This is a genomic window from Mesotoga sp. B105.6.4, from assembly GCF_002896535.1.
Lineage (GTDB): Bacteria > Thermotogota > Thermotogae > Petrotogales > Kosmotogaceae > Mesotoga.
The window spans coordinates 43,908-64,336 of sequence record NZ_JWIM01000016.1; the positions used below are offsets into that span (position 1 = coordinate 43,908).

20 protein-coding genes are annotated in these 20,429 nt (G+C 47.3%); 5 read left to right on the forward strand and 15 right to left on the reverse strand.

Features of this window, described 5'->3' with window-relative positions; translation table 11 throughout:
- The first annotated feature begins 77 nt into the window (after window positions 1–77).
- Genes aspS through plsY form a run of 5 tightly spaced genes read left to right on the forward strand, consistent with a single transcriptional unit; the run spans window position 78 to window position 7,020 of the window.
- The gene (gene aspS / locus RJ60_RS05195; protein ID WP_180977952.1) at window positions 78–1,877 is read left to right on the forward strand and encodes an aspartate--tRNA ligase; all 1,800 of its coding nucleotides are present in this window, start codon (window positions 78–80) and stop codon (window positions 1,875–1,877) included.
- Between the two features lie 2 nt (window positions 1,878–1,879).
- On the forward strand, window positions 1,880–3,403 hold the full coding sequence (gene cmk, locus RJ60_RS05200) for a (d)CMP kinase (RefSeq protein WP_099830735.1): 1,524 nt from the start codon (window positions 1,880–1,882) through the stop codon (window positions 3,401–3,403).
- The gene (locus tag RJ60_RS05205) at window positions 3,375–5,090 is read left to right on the forward strand and encodes a S1 RNA-binding domain-containing protein (RefSeq protein ID WP_103134178.1); all 1,716 of its coding nucleotides are present in this window, start codon (window positions 3,375–3,377) and stop codon (window positions 5,088–5,090) included. The genes cmk and RJ60_RS05205 overlap by 29 nt, the downstream gene beginning before the upstream one ends.
- A complete protein-coding gene (gene der, locus RJ60_RS05210; protein ID WP_099830737.1) occupies window positions 5,090–6,415 on the forward strand; it encodes a ribosome biogenesis GTPase Der in 1,326 nt (441 codons plus the stop codon). The genes RJ60_RS05205 and der overlap by 1 nt, the downstream gene beginning before the upstream one ends.
- Window positions 6,412–7,020: a glycerol-3-phosphate 1-O-acyltransferase PlsY gene (gene plsY / locus RJ60_RS05215; RefSeq protein ID WP_103134179.1), complete on the forward strand. Its 609-nt coding sequence runs from the start codon at window positions 6,412–6,414 to the stop codon at window positions 7,018–7,020. The genes der and plsY overlap by 4 nt, the downstream gene beginning before the upstream one ends.
- A gap of 687 nt (window positions 7,021–7,707) precedes the next feature.
- On the opposite strand, the gene RJ60_RS05225 is transcribed toward plsY, so the two are convergent.
- The 15 genes from RJ60_RS05225 to RJ60_RS05295 form a co-directional block, all read right to left on the reverse strand.
- Window positions 7,708–8,115 (reverse strand): F0F1 ATP synthase subunit epsilon, encoded by a 408-nt coding sequence (locus tag RJ60_RS05225; protein WP_243392424.1) that lies wholly within the window; start codon window positions 8,113–8,115, stop codon window positions 7,708–7,710.
- Window positions 8,108–9,529 carry a F0F1 ATP synthase subunit beta gene (gene atpD / locus RJ60_RS05230; RefSeq protein WP_103134181.1) on the reverse strand — a complete coding sequence of 474 codons (1,422 nt, stop codon included), beginning with the start codon at window positions 9,527–9,529 and terminating at the stop codon, window positions 8,108–8,110. The genes RJ60_RS05225 and atpD overlap by 8 nt, the downstream gene beginning before the upstream one ends.
- Before the next feature lie 20 nt (window positions 9,530–9,549).
- Window positions 9,550–10,383 carry an ATP synthase F1 subunit gamma gene (atpG, locus tag RJ60_RS05235; protein WP_103134217.1) on the reverse strand — a complete coding sequence of 278 codons (834 nt, stop codon included), beginning with the start codon at window positions 10,381–10,383 and terminating at the stop codon, window positions 9,550–9,552.
- Window positions 10,384–10,389: 6 nt separating this feature from the next.
- Complete coding sequence (gene atpA / locus RJ60_RS05240) at window positions 10,390–11,904, reverse strand: F0F1 ATP synthase subunit alpha (RefSeq protein WP_103134182.1); 1,515 nt, start codon at window positions 11,902–11,904, stop codon at window positions 10,390–10,392.
- Window positions 11,901–12,452, reverse strand: coding sequence for an ATP synthase F1 subunit delta (atpH, locus tag RJ60_RS05245; protein WP_103134183.1), 552 nt, complete (start codon window positions 12,450–12,452; stop codon window positions 11,901–11,903). Before atpH ends, atpA begins: the two co-directional genes overlap by 4 nt.
- A complete protein-coding gene (gene atpF, locus RJ60_RS05250) occupies window positions 12,449–12,934 on the reverse strand; it encodes a F0F1 ATP synthase subunit B (RefSeq protein ID WP_103134184.1) in 486 nt (161 codons plus the stop codon). Before atpF ends, atpH begins: the two co-directional genes overlap by 4 nt.
- A 33-nt stretch (window positions 12,935–12,967) precedes the next feature.
- Window positions 12,968–13,213 (reverse strand): F0F1 ATP synthase subunit C, encoded by a 246-nt coding sequence (locus RJ60_RS05255; protein WP_099772236.1) that lies wholly within the window; start codon window positions 13,211–13,213, stop codon window positions 12,968–12,970.
- A gap of 13 nt (window positions 13,214–13,226) precedes the next feature.
- On the reverse strand, window positions 13,227–14,066 hold the full coding sequence (atpB, locus tag RJ60_RS05260) for a F0F1 ATP synthase subunit A (protein WP_103134185.1): 840 nt from the start codon (window positions 14,064–14,066) through the stop codon (window positions 13,227–13,229).
- Window positions 14,056–14,406 carry a hypothetical protein gene (locus RJ60_RS05265; RefSeq protein ID WP_103134186.1) on the reverse strand — a complete coding sequence of 117 codons (351 nt, stop codon included), beginning with the start codon at window positions 14,404–14,406 and terminating at the stop codon, window positions 14,056–14,058. Before RJ60_RS05265 ends, atpB begins: the two co-directional genes overlap by 11 nt.
- Entirely contained in the window at window positions 14,342–14,626 is a 285-nt protein-coding gene (locus RJ60_RS05270) for an AtpZ/AtpI family protein (protein WP_258006186.1), read from the reverse strand. Before RJ60_RS05270 ends, RJ60_RS05265 begins: the two co-directional genes overlap by 65 nt.
- Window positions 14,627–14,644: 18 nt before the next feature.
- Window positions 14,645–17,335, reverse strand: coding sequence for a DNA polymerase I (gene polA, locus RJ60_RS05275; RefSeq protein WP_103134187.1), 2,691 nt, complete (start codon window positions 17,333–17,335; stop codon window positions 14,645–14,647).
- On the reverse strand, window positions 17,335–17,676 hold the full coding sequence (locus RJ60_RS05280) for a carboxymuconolactone decarboxylase family protein (protein WP_103134188.1): 342 nt from the start codon (window positions 17,674–17,676) through the stop codon (window positions 17,335–17,337). Before RJ60_RS05280 ends, polA begins: the two co-directional genes overlap by 1 nt.
- Before the next feature lie 9 nt (window positions 17,677–17,685).
- On the reverse strand, window positions 17,686–18,498 hold the full coding sequence (locus RJ60_RS05285) for a TatD family hydrolase (protein WP_258006187.1): 813 nt from the start codon (window positions 18,496–18,498) through the stop codon (window positions 17,686–17,688).
- Entirely contained in the window at window positions 18,464–19,543 is a 1,080-nt protein-coding gene (locus RJ60_RS05290) for a DUF933 domain-containing protein (RefSeq protein ID WP_103134189.1), read from the reverse strand. The genes RJ60_RS05285 and RJ60_RS05290 overlap by 35 nt, the downstream gene beginning before the upstream one ends.
- Window positions 19,544–19,717: 174 nt before the next feature.
- The gene (locus tag RJ60_RS05295; protein ID WP_103134190.1) at window positions 19,718–20,398 is read right to left on the reverse strand and encodes a Crp/Fnr family transcriptional regulator; all 681 of its coding nucleotides are present in this window, start codon (window positions 20,396–20,398) and stop codon (window positions 19,718–19,720) included.
- Between the last annotated feature and the right edge of the window lie 31 nt (window positions 20,399–20,429).

Genomic DNA, 20,429 nt, shown 5'->3' on the forward strand with positions numbered 1-20,429 from the left:
TTCAATTTCTACACCTCCCCGAAGGAAATATTCTAAATGATTCTACCACAAATCGAGATTCCATCCTAGAAAGTGGCATGGTAATATTAACTCTGTGGGAGGTGTTGGTGTTGAAGAAAAGGACGCACACCTGTGGCGAATTGACGGCATCCGACACGGGAAAAGCAGTAACACTCAACGGCTGGGTCGATCGTATCAGGGATCTTGGGGGTATCAAGTTCGTTCAAGTTAGGGACAGGTATGGCTTGACGCAAGTTGTCTTCGATCCTCAGAATGTTAACCTCTATAGCCAGGCCTTAAAGCTGGGAAACGAGTTCTGCATTTCGGTAACTGGATCTGTGAGAAAGAGGCCTGAGGATGCTGTAAATAAGAAGCTCCCCACAGGAGAAATCGAAGTGTTTGCCTCCGAATTGGAACTCTTTTCAGATGCAGAAGTACCGCCTATTTATATAAACATAGACGAAGAGTCCTCAGAAGAGATGCATCTCAGGTATAGATACCTCGATCTAAGACGCCCGAAGATGCAGCGCAATGTATTGACCAGGCATCGTTTTGTGCAGGCGGCAAGGGAGTATCTAAACAGAAATGGATTTGTGGATGTGGAGACTCCTATTCTCGGGAAATCTACGCCTGAGGGGGCCAGGGACTTTCTCGTACCCTCGCGGTTGAAACCCGGGAAGTTCTACGCTTTGCCCCAGTCTCCTCAAATCTTCAAGCAGTTGCTGATGGTTTCTGGTTTCGACAGGTACTACCAGATCGCAAAGTGCTTCAGAGACGAAGACTTTCGGGCCGACAGGCAACCTGAGTTCACGCAGATAGACGTTGAGATGTCTTTTGCAGATGAAGAGGATGTCTTCTCTATGGCCGAGGGTTTGATGAAGCATGCATTTGCAGAGGCTGTCTCGGCAGATATTCCGACTCCATTCCGGAGATTCACCTATCAAGAGGTTGTCGACCTGTATGGCAGCGATAAGCCAGACACCAGATATGGGATGGAGATAAGAGACATCACGGAGGTTTTTGCTGGAACTGAGTTCAGAGTCATAAATGAAGCGATAAATAGAGGCGAACGTGTAAAGGGATTGCTTGTCAAAGGTAAGGCAGACCATTTCTCGAGGAAGAAACTGGACGAGTATACCGCCTTGGCAAGAGATAGTTCCCTGGGGGGTCTGATGTGGGCAAAGGTAGAGGGTGACGGTTTGAAATCCTCTATCCTGAAGCATTGTCCCGATGAACTCGAGAAAGTGATTTCCTTCTTCAAAGCGGAAAGAGGAGATCTAGTGCTCTTCTCTATTGGCGAGAGTCTTGCACTTTCCAAAGCTCTTGGGCAGATAAGAGGAAAGGTTATTAAGGAAGAGGAGTTTTCGGTAGAGGGGTTTGACTTCCTCTGGGTTACTGATTTTCCGATGTTCTCCTACAACTCGGAGGAAGGACGGATTGAGGCCGAACACCACCCCTTTACTATGCCTGATTTAGAAGACCTCGAAAAGTACGCCGAAACCGATCCGCTAAGAGTTAGATCCAAGGCTTATGATCTGGTTCTCAACGGATACGAAGTTGCCAGTGGATCTGTGAGAATACACAGAAGAGACATTCAGAGCAGGGTCTTCGATCTCATAGGTCTTTCGCGTGAAGAGGCGGAGGAGAAGTTCGGCTACCTGCTTGATGCCTTCAAGTACGGTCCGCCTCCGCATGCGGGAATCGCACCTGGACTAGACAGAATAGTTGCTATAATCGTCGGAGCTCAATCTATAAGAGAGGTTATTGCCTTTCCGAAGGTAGCTAGCGGTGCCGATTTAATGACATCTGCTCCATCCGAGGTGTCCCGCAATCAACTGGATCTTCTGAAGCTTCAGGTAAGGGACGCGGGGGACTAGATTTGAGGATTGCGATCGACGGTCCCGCCGGATCAGGAAAATCGACTGTAGCTAGACTTGTAGCATCAAGACTGAATTTCACTTACATAGACACCGGTGCGATGTACAGAGCGCTTGCCCTCAAGGCAAGAGAGGCCGGTGTATGTTTCTCCGATCTCGCATCGATGACGGAGTTGATGAGTCATACATATTTTTCGCTCTCTGATTCAGGCATAACGTTAGACGGCACTCCGGTCGGCGATGAAATAAGAACGAGAGAGGTATCTCTTCTATCTTCGGACATTGCTAGGTACTCGTATGTCAGGGACTTCCTTACGGAGCAACAAAGAAGTCTTTCAAGACAAGGCAACGTAGTCATGGAAGGCCGTGACATAGGAACAGTGGTTATTCCCGAAGCGGAGTTGAAGATTTTTCTTACAGCCTCGGTGATCGAGAGGGCAAGGAGAAGGCTGGAACAACTCAGATCGAGCGGAATTGCCGCTGATTTAGAGGAGATACTAGCCGAAATCGAAAGTAGAGACCACAATGACTCAACTAGATCAGTTGCGCCGCTAAAGCCTGCTACGGATGCCATTACGTTAGATACGACGAAGATGGGTATCGAGGAAGTAGTTTCTACCATAGTGACCCTTGCAGAGAAGAGGCAGAAAGTGCACCTTGCGAAATCTGTAGGGTTTTGCTACGGAGTCGACAGGGCAGTCAGAGAAACGATTAAGCTTCTAAAATCAGGAAAAAAAGTTTTCGCGACGGGAGAGATCGTTCACAATGAGAAGGTGATGAACGATCTCAGGGAGCTGGGTCTTGAAGTAATCGAAGACAGACTGTTGAATGAAAAACATGATGGCGTTGCAGTAATAAGGGCTCATGGAGTAGATCCGGCTTCGGAGGAGAAATTACGACACGTTTTCGATGAAGTAATAGACCTTACTTGTCCTATAGTGTACAATGTATTTAGCCTGGCGGTCGATCTCGAGCAGCAAGGCAACTTTGTTGTGGTGTATGGCAAGAAGAACCACCCGGAAGTTACGGCTCTTTCGGGTAGGCTTGACAAGTATCTCATTGTGGAACCGGGAGATGACTATAACGAAGTATTGAAAGAGCTTGAAGGCCTTGAACGTGTTGCGATCGTTTCGCAGACTACGATGAGCAACAGCGATTTCGAGGAGTTCGCAGAGTTTGTTAAGGAAAAGCTTCGGGGTCGTGTAACCGTTCATAACACTATTTGCAAGGTCACAATTCAGAGAGAATCTGAGGCAGAACGACTTGCAAGCGTAGTTGATACGGTTATTGTGATAGGTGGAAAGAACAGTTCAAATACAAAGAAGCTTGTAAGAATAGTAGAGAGACTCGGTAAAAAGGCGCTTCATGCAACAGATCTATCGGATCTTCCTCAAGGTGATATGGGGAAGGTTGCTCTGATTAGCGGTACATCAACTCCGTACGAACAAATCCAGAAGATACTGGATTACATAGACAAAATGAGGGAGGTAACCAACAATGGAAGAGAAAATGAAACAGCAAGATGAAAACCTGAGCATGGAGGAAATATTTGAACAGATGGATGTTTCCTCGGCAAGGAAAGGAAATAGAAAGGATGCAGAGGTTTTCTCCGTCCAGCCTGATGGACTGATGGTGATTATGGACGGGAAGCTCGATGGGTTCGTTCCTGCGGACCAGTTAGTGAATGATCTAGAAGAGTACAACGTTGGAGATAAGATAGAAGTCATGGTCATCAAGACCAACGAAGAGGAAGGAAGAAGCACTGTTTCTGAAAAGAGAGTCCATGCCAGGCAAGCGGTCAGCAAGGTTGAGAAGGCTTACAGAGAAGGCAAAGCCATTGACGGAAAGATAGTTTCGGAGACGAACGCCGGGTACAATGTGCGGCTTTTGAAGACGGTGCCCGCATTTCTTCCAGGCTCAGAGTCGGGAATCCGAAAGGGAGATCCGGCTCCAGAAGGAACAATGAAGTTCAAGGTCATAAGATTTAAGAGACAACGAAATGGAATAAACGTAGTAGTTTCGCTAAAAGCATTTCAGGAAGAGGCAATAAATGCCTACTTCAAGACAATCGAAGTCGGCCAGGAACTGGAAGGCAAAGTCGAGTCAATAAAGAATTTCGGCGCCTTCGTGAAGCTAAACGACAATGTAACTGCGCTTATTCCGGCATCTGAAATGAGCTGGGATCCAAGTGTGAGGATAAGCGATCTACTGAAGCCCGGCGAGACGGTCAGGACAAAGGTAATTGGAATCGATGAAAAAGAGAAGAAGATATCTCTCTCGCTTAAGCAGATGACGGAAGACCCTTGGTCGACCTTGAAGGAAAAATACGAAGTCGGTTCTACGGTCGTTGGAACGGTAAAAAACATCACCCCGTTCGGTTTCTTCGTATCGCTTGAGCCCGGAGTGGAAGGATTAGTACACATTTCAGAAGTATTCTGGGGAAACATCAAGAAGGATCTCAAGAGCGTTGTAGAAGTTGGAGACGAGGTCAAAGTGAACATCAAGGAGATAAACGAAGAAAAGCGGACCCTTTCACTCTCTTACAGGGAAGCCCTGGGCGACCCGTGGGAAAACATCGGCGACAAGTACAAAGAGGGAGACGTTCTAAAGGCTAAGACTGCAAAGGTATTGCCTACCGGGGTAATTCTCGAGCTTGAAGAGTACGTATCTGGATTTGTTCCGGTATCTGAGGTCTCTTGGAACTTCGTCGATAGAATCGAGGATGTTGTTAAAGAAGGAGAAGAAATAGAGGTAAAGATGCTTTCTATAGATACAGTTAACAGGAGGATGAGGCTGAGCATAAAACAGGCAACTCCCGATCCCTGGGAAAAGGTTTCCGAAGAGCTTTCTGTAGGAGATCAAGTTAGTGGGACCGTGACAAGACTCACGAAGTCTGGAGCAATAATCATGGTCGACTCATACGGTGTTGAGGCCTTCTTGCCCGTTTCGCAGGTATCTCTTGAGCGGACAGAGAATATCGAGGACTCGGTTGAAGTCGGTAAGCATGATCAATTCAAGATAATCCGTTTGGTTTACGACCCGGATAACGACACTCGAAACATGGTTGTGTCGATAAGGCAGCTCATAAAAGATAAAGAAGCGGCCGAGACCGAGAAAGTTCTCAAGGATTTCAACGATAATGGAACCGTCAGTTCCAACAGCCTTGGAGAAATGATTAAGAATCAGCTTGAGGAAGAAGGAGAAAGCCTCTAGTGGCCACCGTCCTGATAATCGGACGACCAAATGTTGGAAAGTCGACTCTATTCAATAGACTTGTTGGTGGTAGGAGAGCTATAGTTGATGACATTCCAGGGGTTACCCGTGACTTCACGGTAGGGAGAGTTAACTGGCAACAGAGAACCTTTCAGCTTGTAGACACATGTGGACTATTTGAGAATCCAGAAAACATCGTTGAAGAAAAGATGAAAGAGGTCACCCTTGAGCTTCTGAGTGAGGGAGACCTCATTCTTTTTGTTGTCGATGGAAGAAGCGGGCTTACAAGTGCCGATATCGAACTCGCAGATTACTTGAGAAAGCAGAGACTTGAAGTGATCTTCGTTGCCAACAAGGTTGAGAACCCCGATAACTTTTATTCAAGTATGGGAAACGAGATCTTTTCACTTGGTTTTGGAGATCCCATAAAGGTATCCTCGGCCCACGGTCTTAACATCGATTTGCTTTTCGACGAGATCTTCGATCGATTGACCTCGCTGGGACACTCGATACAAGCGGAAAGTGGCGAAGAAAGCGATCTGAAAATAGCAATTGTCGGTAAGCCAAACGCGGGAAAGTCCTCTATCTTCAACTGGATAGTCGGCAGTCCAAGAAGCCTTGTAACTGAAGTCTCGGGGACAACCCGAGATACAGTCGATGAGACTGTCGTTGTAGACGGTATACCAATGACCTTCATTGACACTGCAGGAATGAGGAAGAAGTCTAAGGTGAAGGTAATGAATGTTGAATACTACAGCGTAATGAGAGCAATTGACGCTCTGGAGAGATCCGATATCATACTAATGGTAATTGACTCGGCTGACGGAGTTGGCAATCAAGACCAGCGCATCGCTGGACTCGCTGAAAAGAACGGTAAGGCGACCATTGCTGTCTTCAGCAAATCGGACCTTGCTGATGATAGACGCAGGAAGGCGTTGCTGCGAACCTTCAAACAGGACCTATACTTCATAGACTACAGTCCCGTTCTCTTCACCTCAACCGAGACCGGTGAAGGTATGGACGATCTTATCGACAACATTAGGCTTGTAAGTAAGAAGATAGACCTAAGAATTCCGACCGGCCTTCTTAACACTCTCATTCAGAGATACTCGGAGGGAACGCCGGCACCCGGCAAGGGGAAGAAGCGAGGCAAGATATATTACGGTTCCCAGATCTCAAGCAGGCCGCCGATAATAATGCTGAATGTAAACGACCCTACGCTCTTTACCGAGCCTTATCTTAGAGGGATTAGAAACACGATTCGGCTTAATTTCGATCCATTCGACGGAACTCCAATCTTCTTGAAGCTCAGGAGGAAGAGATGAGGTACGTAGTATTTGCTCTTGTTGGATATATTATGGGTTCCATCCCCTTCAGTTTCATTGTGCCACTTGTTAAGGGCGTGAATATTACCAGGGTGGGCAGTGGAAACGTAGGTGGAACAAACGTTCTTAGAAGCATGGGGGGCTATGCTGGTGCCGTCGCCATGATTCTGGATGGGGTGAAGGCCTTCATTCCCGTGATAATCGCTAGAGCTGTCTTTGGAGTCTCATTGCCCGAAGGTATGATGATCGGTTTCTTTGCAGCAGTGGGCCACAGCTATTCGATTTTCCTCAGATTCAGAGGTGGCAAAGCCGTTGCCTGCACGGTGGGGACGCTTTCAGGGACATTACCGTGGTATGTTGCGGTCTTCTTTGGGATATGGATACCGATCGTTCTGCTCACTAAATACGTTTCCCTTGGTTCAGTTCTTGCTCTGGCGATTTTATCTAGCATCCTCTTCCTGACTGAAGGCTACTCCGTAGGTCTTTGGATGCTCGCCTTCTTCGGGCTGTCTCTGTTCAGACACCGGAAGAATGTCGCCGCTCTTCTCAGAGGCGAAGAGAGAAAAACGGATTTGATAGAAGCATTCAAGAGAAAACGCAATTAAATGAAAGATCGATAGACCTCTTCAAAAGTAGGAAGTGATGCCTTTCCGGGCATAGCGATCCGGTGAGGCGGGCCTTGCGTTCTGCAAAAGGCGGCACTACGTCTCTTTTCAGCAGTGACTGGCTTTTCTCTCGCCTTCTCGTGAACGCAGCGAACGTCTCGACAGTGCTCTTTGCTTAAGAAAAAGGTTCTCGGGTTTGATTTCAACAAAGTCGGCTCTACACAGCGTTCAGCGGGGCCTTGATCTTAAGCGTATAGCGGCTGTTCACAGCGTTCAGCGGTCTCGGTCTTCTCGGAGGACGGCGGACCGTCAACGGTTAACGTGTCAATTGGAGCCTTCTAATGAGCGCAGCGAACGTCTCGACAACGCAGTTCCTCGATTGATCTTATCGTAGGACGGGTCCATGATCTGGGACGAGTCACGAAGGACGGTTCTCCACAGCGTTCAGCGGGTCCTTGTTCTTAAGCGTACAGCGGCTCTTCAAAGCGATCAGCGGGTTCTCCGCTCTTAAGCGCAAAGCGGTTCTTTCCAGCGTCCAGCGGCTCTTTTGCCCGCGAAGCGGAACTTGCCTTTGCGAAGCAAAGACTGGCCTGCCTAAGCAGACTGGCTTCTTCAAAGTCTTGCAACTTGCAACAGGGAACTTGCAACTGATGCTCTTCTCGGAGGACGGCTCTTCAAGAGGAGCAGCTATTCCCCAGACCCCACTCTGATTCTAAGCATATGTCTTTGCAGTTTGGCCTCGTTTCTAGCCCTTTCGCGCCTGGATTTACTTACTTCCAGCAATTCCTCTGCTCTCTTTAGCCGCTGCTTTGCTCTTTCTACGCTAATCTCCTCAGGAGTTTCGGCGGCATCGGTCACAATAGTCAAGCTGTCTCTCTCCTGGAGAACGTATCCTCCGTGAACGGCAAACCGCAAAGTCTTAGAACCTGACGTTATCTCCATTACGTCAACGGTCAACTTCATAAGAGCTGGAGCTCTTTCAGGCAGGTAGCCTATCTCCCCTTCGGTCGAGCGGAAGGAGATGTAATCTGCTTCTCCCTCCCACTCGATCTCATAAGGCGTGATTATCGTGGTCTTCAATGCCAAGTCATTCACCCTTCGTAAGCTTCTTGCCCTTCTCAACGGCTTCATCAATCGTGCCAACCATCATGAAGGACTGTTCAGGAAGAGAGTCGTGTTTGCCCTCGAGTATCTCTTTGAACCCACGTATCGTTTCGGAAATGGGGACGTATTTCCCATCCATGTTACTGAATTTCTCAGCGACAAAGAACGGCTGCGTCAAGAACCTTTGGATCTTTCTCGCTCTCTGAACGGCTAGCTGATCCTCTTCAGACAGCTCTTCCATACCCAGAATCGCAATGATGTCCTGAAGGTCCTTGTATCTCTGAAGAACTTCCTGGACGCTTCTTGCGACCTGGTAGTGTTCCTGGCCCACAACTACGGGATCAAGATTTTTCGACGTCGAATCCAACGGATCAACGGCCGGGTACAGCCCCTGCTCGGCTATTGAACGCGAAAGGTTAACGGTCGCATCGAGATGGCTGAAGGTAGTAGCAGGCGCCGGATCAGTGAAATCGTCCGCAGGAACGTATATTGCCTGGACGGAAGTAATAGAACCAGATCTCGTCGAGGTGATCCTCTCCTGCAGGTTTCCCATTTCAGTCCCCAATGTCGGTTGGTAACCAACCGCTGAAGGCATTCTTCCAAGGAGAGCCGAAACCTCTGAACCGGCCTGAACAAATCTGAAGATGTTGTCAATGAATACGAGAACGTCCTTCTTCTGAACATCTCTGAAGTATTCAGCCATGGTTATAGCAGAGAGACCGATTCTGAATCTTGCTCCAGGAGGTTCGTTCATCTGCCCAAAAACGAGAGCGGTATTTTCAATGACACCGGCCTCCTGCATATCGAGCCAAAGATCATTTCCCTCTCTAGTTCTCTCACCGACTCCGGCAAAGACAGAAAGCCCCTTCTGCTCGATTGCGAAGTTTCTTATGAGTTCCATAACGAGAACCGTCTTTCCGACTCCGGCACCACCGGAGAAGCCAATCTTTCCGCCCTTGCTGAATGGCGCAAGAAGATCGATGACCTTTATTCCCGTTTCAAGTATCTCGACTTCGGTCTGCTGATCGGTGACTGAAGGAGACGCTCTGTGTATCTCCCAGTGATCGGCAAACTTTACCTCTCCAAGTTCGTCGATCGGTTCGCCGAGAAGATTGAACATTCTTCCGAGAATCTCTTCTCCGACAGGTACGGTGATCTGCTTTTCAGTATCAAGTACTTCCTGGCCCCTTACGAGTCCGTCTGTACTGTCCATGGCAATCGCCCTGACGCTGTTATCTCCGATCAGCTGGGCAACTTCGAGTACTATCTCTTTATCTAAGAATTCGTTCTTTACTTTCAGCGCATTCAGAATGTCGGGAAGCCTCGCTCCTTCGAATGATACGTCTACAACCGGACCGGTTATCGCGATTATTTTCCCAATATTTTGTTCCTTTTTGTCGGGCACACTCACACCTCCAAAATCAATTAACCATTAAGCGCTTCAGCGCCGTTTACGACTTCGATTATTTCCTGTGTGATATTCGACTGGCGCAGTTTATTCCTAACCAGAGTCAGTTGCTCTATCATGTTCTTTGCATTCTCGGTTGCGTTCTTCATTGCAGCTTGCCTGGAGAAGAGTTCCCCGACCTTCGTTTCATATAAGCCCTGAAGAACTTTGGCAACAAGCCACGAATTGAGCACATCTTCGTACAGAACCTCGATTTCAGGTTCGAAATCAAATAAGTCGTTGTCTGGCTTCTCAAAATCTTCAACGGGAAGAAGCTTGACAGTCTTCGGTATCTGAGCGAGCGGATTCTTGAAACTGCTGAAAACCATTTTCAAGCTGGACGCGTTCTTGCTATCCATGATTTCTTCAATATCATCAACGATTATTGCCGCCTCGTCAAGATCGGGAGTATCGAAGAAATGACTGAAAGGAGTAATAGGTACGCCGCTCTTCTTGAAATAACTTTCGGCCTTGATTCCTACCGTAACGATGTGTATGACGTTTGACTTTGCAACTTCGCGCTCAGCTGCCTTCATTATCTCTGCATTGAAGGCTCCCGCAAGTCCCATATCTGAGCTGACTACGAGAAGAATCTCTCCTTCACCCCCGGAGTCGGGATGGTTCGAATCTCCAAAATAAGCTCTGATGAGAGCCCGCTCCATAGCTCTTTCGTATAGCCTGACGAACTTCAGTCCCTTTTGAACTTTGTTGATTTTAGCCCGCGCGACCATCTCCATGGCGCGGGTAATCTGCATCGTCGAGTTCGTTGACTCGATGCGTTTCTTAATCGTACGCAGTTTACCCTTGCTCACCGTCAATCAACCTCGCTCTTCAAGATGCTTCTTGGTATCTTCTATAGCTTGCTTAAGACGGGTCTCTATACCTTCCTCTATGACCTTCTTCTCTCTTATTGAAGTTAGTACATCACTGTAAGAGCTGCGAAGCGTCTTGAGTAGAGAGGCTTCGAATTTCGAAATCTTCGAAGTTTCCATTTCGTCAAGATAACCCTTTGTTCCAGTGTAAAGAACAGCGACCTGTTCTTCAACCGGCATTGGGACGTACTGATCCTGCTTGAGAAGTTCCGTAAGCTTCTCTCCCCTTGTCAGTTGGTCGCGAGTGGCCTTGTCGAGTTCGGTCGCAAACTGAGCAAAAGAGAGCAAATCTCTGTACTGAGCAAGCTCGATTCTCAGACTTCCTGCAATCTTCTTCATAGCCTTAATCTGCGCAGCCCCTCCAACCCTCGAAACCGAGAGGCCAACATTGATTGCAGGTCGATTTCCCGCATAGAAGAGGTTGGGATCCAAATAAATCTGTCCGTCCGTTATGGATATTACGTTAGTCGGTATGAATGCCGATACATCGTTTGCCTGCGTCTCGATGATCGGTAAGGCGGTGAGAGAGCCTCCACCGAAACTCTCGTTAAGCCTTGCCGCCCGCTCTAGCAATCTGGAATGCAGATAGAAGACATCTCCGGGATAAGCCTCCCTTCCAGGCGGCCTTCTCAGCAACAATGAAAGCTCTCTGTAAGCGGATGCATGCTTGGAAAGATCATCGTAGATGACAAGAGAGTCCTGGCCCTCAAACATGAAGTGCTCGCCCATTGCAGCTCCCGCATACGGAGCGAGATAGGAGAGAGATGCCGTATCTGAAGCCGAAGCAAAGACAATCGTCGTATACTCCATTGCCCCGAACTGATTCAGCTTATCGATGATCCTGGCAAGGGCGGCCGTCTTCTGACCAATTGCAACGTAGATGCACTTCACACCCTGTCCCTTCTGGTTTATTATCGCATCGATCGCTAGGGCCGTCTTCCCGGTCTGCCTGTCCCCAATTATCAACTCTCTCTGTCCTCTTCCAATGGGGATCGTCGCATCTATTGCCTTTATTCCCGTCTGTAGAGGAGTGTCGACCGGTTTTCTCATTACAACTCCAGTCGCCTTCACTTCAACTGGCCTGAATTTCTTTGTTTGAACAGGCCCCTTTCCATCTAGTGGAATTCCGAGAGGATTTACGACTCTTCCCAGGAGCTCAGGTCCTGTTGGGACCTCCATGATCCTGCCGGTCCTTCTGACGAGGTCGCCTTCTTTTATCTCCTTGTATTCCCCTAGAATAACTATACCTACATTATCCTCTTCAAGGTTCAATGCAAGACCGAAGACGTTATTCTCGAATTTCACGAGCTCATTTGCCATTACACCTTTGAGGCCGTATGCCCTCGCAATGCCGTCACCTATTTGTATTACCTTTCCCGCTTCGAAATAATCAAACTCTATGTCAGTCTTCTCTAGCTGATTCTGTATGACTTTCGTAATCTCAGATGGACTGATTTTCACTCAATCACCTCCCGAGGGCCCGAGCCAAGCTCCTGGCTCACTCTCTTTAAACGACCGCTGAGACTTGTGTCTATTACTTCGTCTCTGAACTTAATTACATATCCTGCAATAAGAGATGGATTAATATTGACCTTCATGACCCCCTCCATTCCAGTCTTTTCTCTCACTTTCTTGAGAATGGCAACTCTCTCTTCAGAACTGAGAGCTAATGCCGAATCGACTTCAACATCAATCCTGTTGCTTTCAAGCAAAAGCCTTGCACCAAAGGAGATCACGATATCTTCCAGCAATTCAAGCCTCTTCATAGAGACCAGAAGCGAAATCAACCTTTCAATCTGCTCCAGGGGTTTTTCAACGAAGCTAAGGAAGATCCTTACCTTTCTCTCTGCATCGAGAGTTGGGTCGAATAGGAATTTCGAAAGGTCGATGTTAGAAACACTTTTAGAAAGCTCATGGAGCTGTTTCAGCCCTTGCTCTCTAGCCTCTTCGGGAAGGCTTAAGAAGAGAGCGTTGGCGTATTTTGCCGAAAGTGAAAGAATTCTCTTCACTCCTTATCACCCATGCTCTCCAAAATCCTCTTTGCATATTGCTTCCTTGCGTTTTCATCCATTTCCTTTTGAAGAAACCTTCCTACTATGGCTACTGCGGCAGTTACTATCGCTCCTTTTACCTCATCGGCAGCTTCTTCCCGCTCACGCTGAATCTGAAGCTCGGCGGACTTATACATTCTCTGTATCTCGTCCTGTGCATCTTCTCTTGCCTGTCTTACGATCTCTTCCGCTAGCTTTTCAGCCTGTGCTACGATTTCGTCTGAAGCAGAGCGCGCCTCTTCCATTTTTGCCTGGTATTCTCTTCTGAGTTCGTTAGCTTCAGTCCGCATTTTCTCGGCCTCGGCTATCTCATTGCTGATCTTTTCTCTTCGCTGTCTTAGGATGTCAAAGAATTTGTCAAATAGCAACTTCTTCAGAACAAAGAAGAGCAGCAAGAAGTTCAGTATCGACAATATGGCCGTCAGATTAAGTTCAATCAAGGTATCACCCCTCCTCTATTCAGGGGAAGATATTTAGACTACGAGAAGAATCATGAACGCTATAACAAGCGAATAGATTCCAGTTGTTTCAGCGATAGCGTCTGCGAGAATCATCCTCGTGGTCAAAGTACCGATCATTTCCGGTTGTCTTGCCATTGCCTCCATAGCACTTGCACCGATTCTACCTTCACCGATACCGGCACCGATAGCACCTATTCCCATTGCCAGTCCGGCACCAATGAACTTTCCCATCAGCATTAAGCCTTCTCCAATATCCACTGTGAAAACCTCCTTACTCTATTAATGAGCTAATATATGCAATTGCGAGTATTGTGAAGATAAGCGCCTGGATCGCCCCGAAGAAGAGCCCGAAAATACCCCACAGAGCTGCAGGCAAAACAAAGTACTTCACAAGATAGCCAAGAATCAGTATCAGTATCGATCCGCCCATGATGTTTCCGAAAAGCCTCAAAGCATGTGATAATGGTTTTGCGATTTCTCCGATGATGTTAATGGGAAACATCCACCATATTGGTTCAAAGAAACTCTTTCCCCAACTCTTCCACCCTTTCACTTTTATCGCGTAGACGTGACTCATGACAAAAACGAAGAAGGCGAGCATAAGATTCATGTTCAGATCCGAGGTAGGAGCGTACCAGCTGTCTGAAAGAATTGTGAACTTCACTCCTCCACTTTCGAGAGGAATGGCGTTTATTCCAGGGAAGCTTCCGATGAAGTTTGAGACGATTACGAACAGAAACAGAGAGGCTGCAATATCAAATATCGGCCTCACAAACTCCTTTCTCGAAACTGAATCCTTCACGAGATCGTAGATATAGTCGAGCAACGCCTCCAGAAGACTTTGCTTTTTGCCGGGCACGAGCTTGAAAACCCTCACCCTAGTTGCCATGAAGATCACTATCCCCATTACCACCCACGTCATAATTATCGTTAGTGGATTGATCCTGCTGAGCGGCCCTTCTCCAAACGGCAGTTGATAGATCCATCGCTGCCCAACGCCTTCAAGCTGGAACTTGTAGCCTGTGGCAACTATATAGATAATCACTGCAAGATATCCGCCAAAAACAACCCCGAGGAAGATCTTGTCGGATTTAGTGAGATTAAGCTTCACAGAGCCACCTCCCAAAAGCAATTGCGGCGATTTTCAGATTCATCACTCCGAGAAAACTTCCAAGAAAAAACTCGAGGGAGATGGTGGCTGCAGTTGCAAAACAGATACCGTACAGCACGTATCTTGCAATAAAGCCAGCGGGAACCCTCTTCTTTTCCCTGATTAGAGTGTGTGCATCATAGTTTAGCAGGAGCAAACCGATCATGGCAAACAATGTTCCGTAGAAGACACCCAGTTCTGACCCGCCCAGAGGTGTTAATGCAAGGACGGCGCTTTCAACCATTGCCAGGACTGCCAGTATTATCGATGCCTTGATCATCATTGTCCTTGTCTCTGTCATATCTCTCTGCCTCTTTCATCAAATATCTAATCCCATTATATATGCCTGAAAAAGCTCCAAAAAGCATGAAGAATGAAATCCAGAGTCTATTCATTCCGACGTACTTATGAAGGAGGTAACCAATACCTCCTGAGACCATTATATTAGCAATTACAATAACTGCAAACTGATAGAGCGATGAGAGAGCCGTCCAGTCGATCTTACTTCTCTTATCCTTCAACTGTGTTGGCTCTCCTTATCAACACCAGTAGTCACCTACAGAGATTTCGATATCCAGAGGAACACTCAAAGTTACAACTTCTGACATTCCCTCCTTCAAGATCTCTTTGAGTCTATCAAGCTCACTTTCGGGAGCTTCATAAACCATCTCATCGTGTACCTGAAGAATGGCAAAGCTCTCCATACTGTTTTCGTTGAGAAGCTTATAGATCTTTATCATAGCCATCTTCATTATATCTGCAGCTGTTCCTTGAATAGGAGTGTTAATGGCAATTCTCTCGCCTTCCTGAATGACGTTTCGATTCCTAGTCTTAAACTGCGGTATCTCTCGCCTTCTTCCAAACATAGTTCTGACAAAGCCCTTCTCTTTGGCCTCAGAGATGGTATTGGAAATGAAGGACCTTACCTGTGGATAGGCTTTGAAGTAATTGGAAATCATTTCCTCGGCGACATTGGAAGGGATCTTCAGCCTATTTGCAAGTCCGTAAGAAGAGATGCCGTAAATTATCGAGAAGTTCACCATTTTTCCTATTCTCCTCTGCTCTTCTGTTACATCGCTTCCCTTGACTCCATAAAGATTTGAAGCAGTGAGGCTGTGAACATCTCTCTCGTTCTTGAAGGCATCTAGCAATTGCTCATCCTGGCTAAGATGAGCGAGAATTCTGAGCTCAATCTGAGAATAGTCTGCGCTGACTATTTTCCAGCCTTTCTTCTGGGGAACAACGCACTTTCTTATTTCCTTTCCCTCGTCATCTCTTATTGGGAGATTCTGCATATTTGGATTACTGCTTGAAAGCCTTCCCGTTCCCGTTCCCGTCTGATGGTAACTTGTGTGTATTCTTCCCGTCACGCTGTTCACAAGAGCAGGAAGCGAATCGAGATATGTTCCCTTCAGCTTCTGGTACTTCCTGTAGTCAAGAAGCTTCTGAACGGCCGGGTGTTCCCCTGCGAGCTCTTCAAGAGCGTCCGCGCTTGTTGAATAAGAGCCGCTCTTGGTCTTCTTCGAAGGAGCGAGTCCCAGTCTGTCGAAAAGGACACGACCCACTTGAGAAGGAGAGTTAGGATTGAACTGCTCCCCGGTCAAAGTGAAGAGATCTTCAAGAATCTTGTCAAGAATCTTTCCGTACTTCTTTGACAGGCCGTTGAGCGAGGGAATGTCGAAGTACACTCCATTCAATTCCAGATCGGCAAGCACAGGAATCAAAGCCAACTCTATGTCTCTGAGAATCTTCTCGAGCTCCTGTTCGTATATCTTCTTTCTCAAAACACCCGAAAGCCTCAGAGAGATGTCTGCATCTTCAACAGAATAACGTGCCGCCTCTTCCAGCGGCACTTTTGAAAAATCAGTGCCCAACTGGTTCCTCTTCATAAGGTCTTCGAATTTGATCGTCTTGTATCCAAGAAACTTCAGCGCCAGTTCGTCAAGATTAAAGCGTTTTGTATCCGGAGAGAGAAGATAAGCTGCAATCATAGTATCAAACTCAGGGTCGACCGGATGAATGCCGTTTACCGACAGTACCGAATAGTCGAACTTCAGATTTTGACCGATCACTTTCGTCGCTTCGTCTTCGAGCAGCTCTTTTAGTCTCTCGAGAACCCTATCTTTGTCAGCCTGCCATTCATCTGACTTGTGAGCGATTGGTATATAGTACCCGGCCCCTTCCTCAAAAGAGACAGAAATGCCTACTATCTCGGCTGAATGAGGATCCAGCGAGGAAGTCTCGAGGTCAATCGCGAACAGAGGATTTTCGCGCATCCTGGCAAACAGCTTTTCGAGCTCCTTTTCGCTCTTCAAGAGTCTGTATCCGTCTATATCCGAAAGCGAGTCATCTGCTTCATCGATCAGACTGTACTCATTGATCATCGAGGAGAACTCCAACTTGAGCAGAACCTTACGAAGATCACTTTTTCTGTAGCCCTCGTATTTTATATCATCCAGAGTGATCTTCAAGTCTTCATCATCTAAGAGTCTGACAAGTTCCATCGACAATTCCAGCGAGTTTCGCCCGTCAATTAGCTTCTTCCTCAGTCCCGGACTTAACTGTCTTATGTTCTCGTAAATGCCGTCGATATCGCCATACTCCTTCAGGAGCTTCTGAGCAGTCTTTATTCCGATTCCCGGAACCCCGGGGATGTTGTCGGATGAATCCCCTGCAAGAGATAGAAGGGCGTGAAGCCTCTCTGGCTCGAGTTCGAACTTCGACAGCACTCTCTTCTTGTCATAAAGCTCGAGATCGGTAAGGCCTGTAACGAAACGCAAAATGCGTATCTTATCATCTACAAGCTGAAGAAGATCCTTGTCTCCCGTAATGACCAGCACTTCGTCGACGTCGTTTCTATAACGTCTTGCCGCTGTTGCAACTATATCATCGGCTTCAAGCCCGGCAATCGAAAGGAACTTGATTCCGAACGCTTCGACGAGCTCGGGAATATCCCTCAACTGTGCAACAAGAGCATCGGGCATCGCTTCTCTTGTAGCTTTGTAGGCCTCGTATGCCTTGTGACGCTTCGTCTCTTCTTTTCTGTCAAAGGCGAAGATTGCGTAGTCACCTTCCTCCATTCTCTCTTTCGTGAATTTCGAAAGCATCCTGGCCGTTCCGAAGAGAGCATTGGTCGGCTCTCCCTTCGAATTAGTGAGGGTGACATCAATTCCGTAATAACCGCGGTAGAAAATCGCGGTTCCATCGAATAAGAAAAGTCTTCCGGGCATTACTCTGCCTCCAGTTCGTCTAGCAGCTCAACTGCCCTGCGAAAATGTGGAATGACAATTGAACCTCCGACTACTAGTGCGACATTGAGCGCCTCCATAATCTCTTCACGACTTGAACCGGTTGCTTTACACTGGATTATATGATACGCAATGCAGTCATCGCACCTGAGTACTGCAGAAGCGACCAATCCCATAAGTTCTTTCGTCTTCGAATCGAGAGCCCCGTCTTTGTAAATGGCTCCATCGAGCGAGAAAAAACGCTTCGTCTCAATATTACCAGTTTCTAGAATTCTGTTATTCATTTTCTCTCGGAAACGCCTGAACTCTTCGAGTCTTCCCATAGTACCTCCCTATGATTTTAGTGAGAAAAGCTCGAGAGCGTTCTCGAAAAGCTTTACGGAACAGTCTACGGCCGGAATATTCTTCTGAGCGGCTATCTCTTCGATAACATACCCCACGTAGTATGGCTCATTCCGCTTTCCTCTTAAGGGAACCGGTGGAAGATACGGACAGTCTGTCTCGCAGAGAAGCCTCTCAAGGGGAATCTCTCTCGCAACTCTTCTTAGTTCATCGTTCTTCTTATACGTCACGGGTCCACCTATTCCCAAGAACAGGCCTAGATCGACAAACTTCCTGGCAAACTCGAGATCACCTGAAAAGGCATGAATTACTCCGTTGAAGTATCCTGTTGACTTTATTATCTCGTAGGCTTCGTTGTATGCATTGCGCACGTGAATAATTACGGGCTTTCCCAGTTTCGATGCAAGCTCTAGCTGTATTTCGAAGGCGTTGATCTGCGCATCGACTGGAGACAGGTTTCTGAAGTAGTCGAGGCCCATTTCTCCTAGAGCGATGGCCTTAGGATGAGAGAGGAGTTTTTCAAGTGTTAGCACTCCCTGTTCATCGAGTTCGCTGCTGTCGTGGGGATGGACCCCGGCGGAGAAAAAAGCGTTCTTTAAACTGCACACGGTGTCGGACGCCCTTCGAGAGTCCTCGACATTGGTTCCAACCTCTATGAGAAGAGAGATGGTGTCCTCTTCTATCTGGCCGATTATCCTTCCTCTGTCATGGTCGAACTGAGAAAAGGAAATGTGAGCGTGAGTATCTACAAGCTTCAGAGAGGTGAAATCAGGCATTGGCCAGGACATGGAAGATGTCACCATCCTTGACTATCTCCTCTTTTCCAACAACCTTAACCATGCCCCTGGACTTCGCTTCCTGCATACTCCTCACTGTCATGAAATCCTCGTATGGTATCACTTCCGCCCTTATGAAGCTTCTTTCGAGATCTGTGTGTATCTTTCCAGCCGCAGCTTTTGCAGGGGTGTTCTTCTTTATGGTCCAGGCTCTTACCTCGTCTTCGCCGACGGTCAAGAAGGAAATAAGTCCCATGTGTCGATACACGACTCTCGAAAGCCTTTCTATACCACTTTCGGAGATTCCGAGTTCCTCCATGAACATCTCCCTGTCCTCATCTGAAAGTTCCACAAGTTCTGCTTCAATCTTTCCAGAGAGTTCTATGTGCGCGAATCCACTCTCGTCTATTCTCGAGAGCAGCAAATCTCTCTCTGGATATTCACCCGAGGAGAACTGATTTTCATCGAGATTTATTGCAACGATGATAGGCTTGGCTGTGAAGAGGGCGAGCGAACCGAGCAACTTCAGGTCTTCCTCTGCAAAATCGATTTGGGAGGCAAAGCTGTTGTCTTCAAAGCCCTTTTCGATCAGGTGAAGAAGTTCTATCTCTCTTTCCTCTTCTGTTGAAAGTTTTCGTTTCTTTTTCGCTTCTTCAAGCCTTGCGAGCCGGTTTTCAACTACCTCCATATCACGAACCAGAAGCTCTGTCTCTATGGTCTCCAGCTGCTTGACAGGTGTGTAGGCTTCGGTTGGCCAGGGAACTGAGGCGTCCTTGAACGCCCTTACTACCGCGAGAACCGCTTCAGAGTTCTGTATGAACTGGAGAATTCGATTCTTTTCCTTCTGGTTGGAGGAAAGGTCGTATCCAGGAATGTCCGTAAATGAAACGGTTGCATATACAGTCTTCTTCGGATTGAAGATCTTCGAAAGCTCGTCTACTCTCCTATCGTGGACTTTAGCAACAGCTGTATGGGCCTCGTTTTTGTGACTTGAATGGGGTTCAACACCGGTTAGGAGGGTGAACAGTGTACTCTTTCCACTCAATGGCAGACCAAAAATCCCTATTTCCATAACACCGCCTCCTCTTGACATATCAATACTATCAGAATGAAATCATGTTAGAAACATCGATCGACCTGAAGGAAACTCTAGCCCCAGAACGCTGCGAGTTAGATCTGCGATCCTAAAAACGCGGAAAGAGCATAACTGATACTGCTTCAACCGCTTGGTAAATCGAACAGCTCCTCAAACAGCGCCCGTGATTCTCTTCAGAGCTTCTCTATCCAATATCTTGATCAGTTTGCCTTCCTGTCTGATTATATTCTCTCCGACAAAACCGGCGAATACTCTCGAAAGAGATGGGCGGGCAACTCCCAGAGCATCGGCAAGCTCTTCTTTAGTACTCTTCAGCTCAAACTCGTTACCCAGGTCTTCGCTTTGTCTCAGAAGGAAGTTCGCGAGCCGTTGGTTAAGCGTGTTGAGAGACAGCATCCAGATTTTCTCAGCCAGTGTGGTGAGTCTGTCCCCCATGTCTCTCAGCAGGTTTCTCAGAAAAACCTCATACTCTCTACAGAGCCAGATTATTCCATCCCTTTCAATGTACAGAACGGCGCTCTTGTCGGTTGAGACTATGTCGACCGGTATTACGTTCTTTGTGGCGAAGAGAAAGCCAGATGCAAGAATTGAGGGTGCTTCCATCGTTTCTATGGTTATTGCTTTCCCTGAGAAATCCTGCATTTGAGCTTTGGTACTACCCTGAAGAAGTATCAACATTTCATCGCAGAGAGCATTCTGTTCTTCGATCAACTCCCCTTGAAGGAAGAAGGTTACTCTGTGTCTCACACAACCAAATATCCTCTCAAGCTGTCCCACCGTTATCCCATCAAAGAGACCGCATCGACCGAGGTTGTAGATTAAAGGGTTCAAGAAACACCTCCATGAAATGTTGATTCATCTT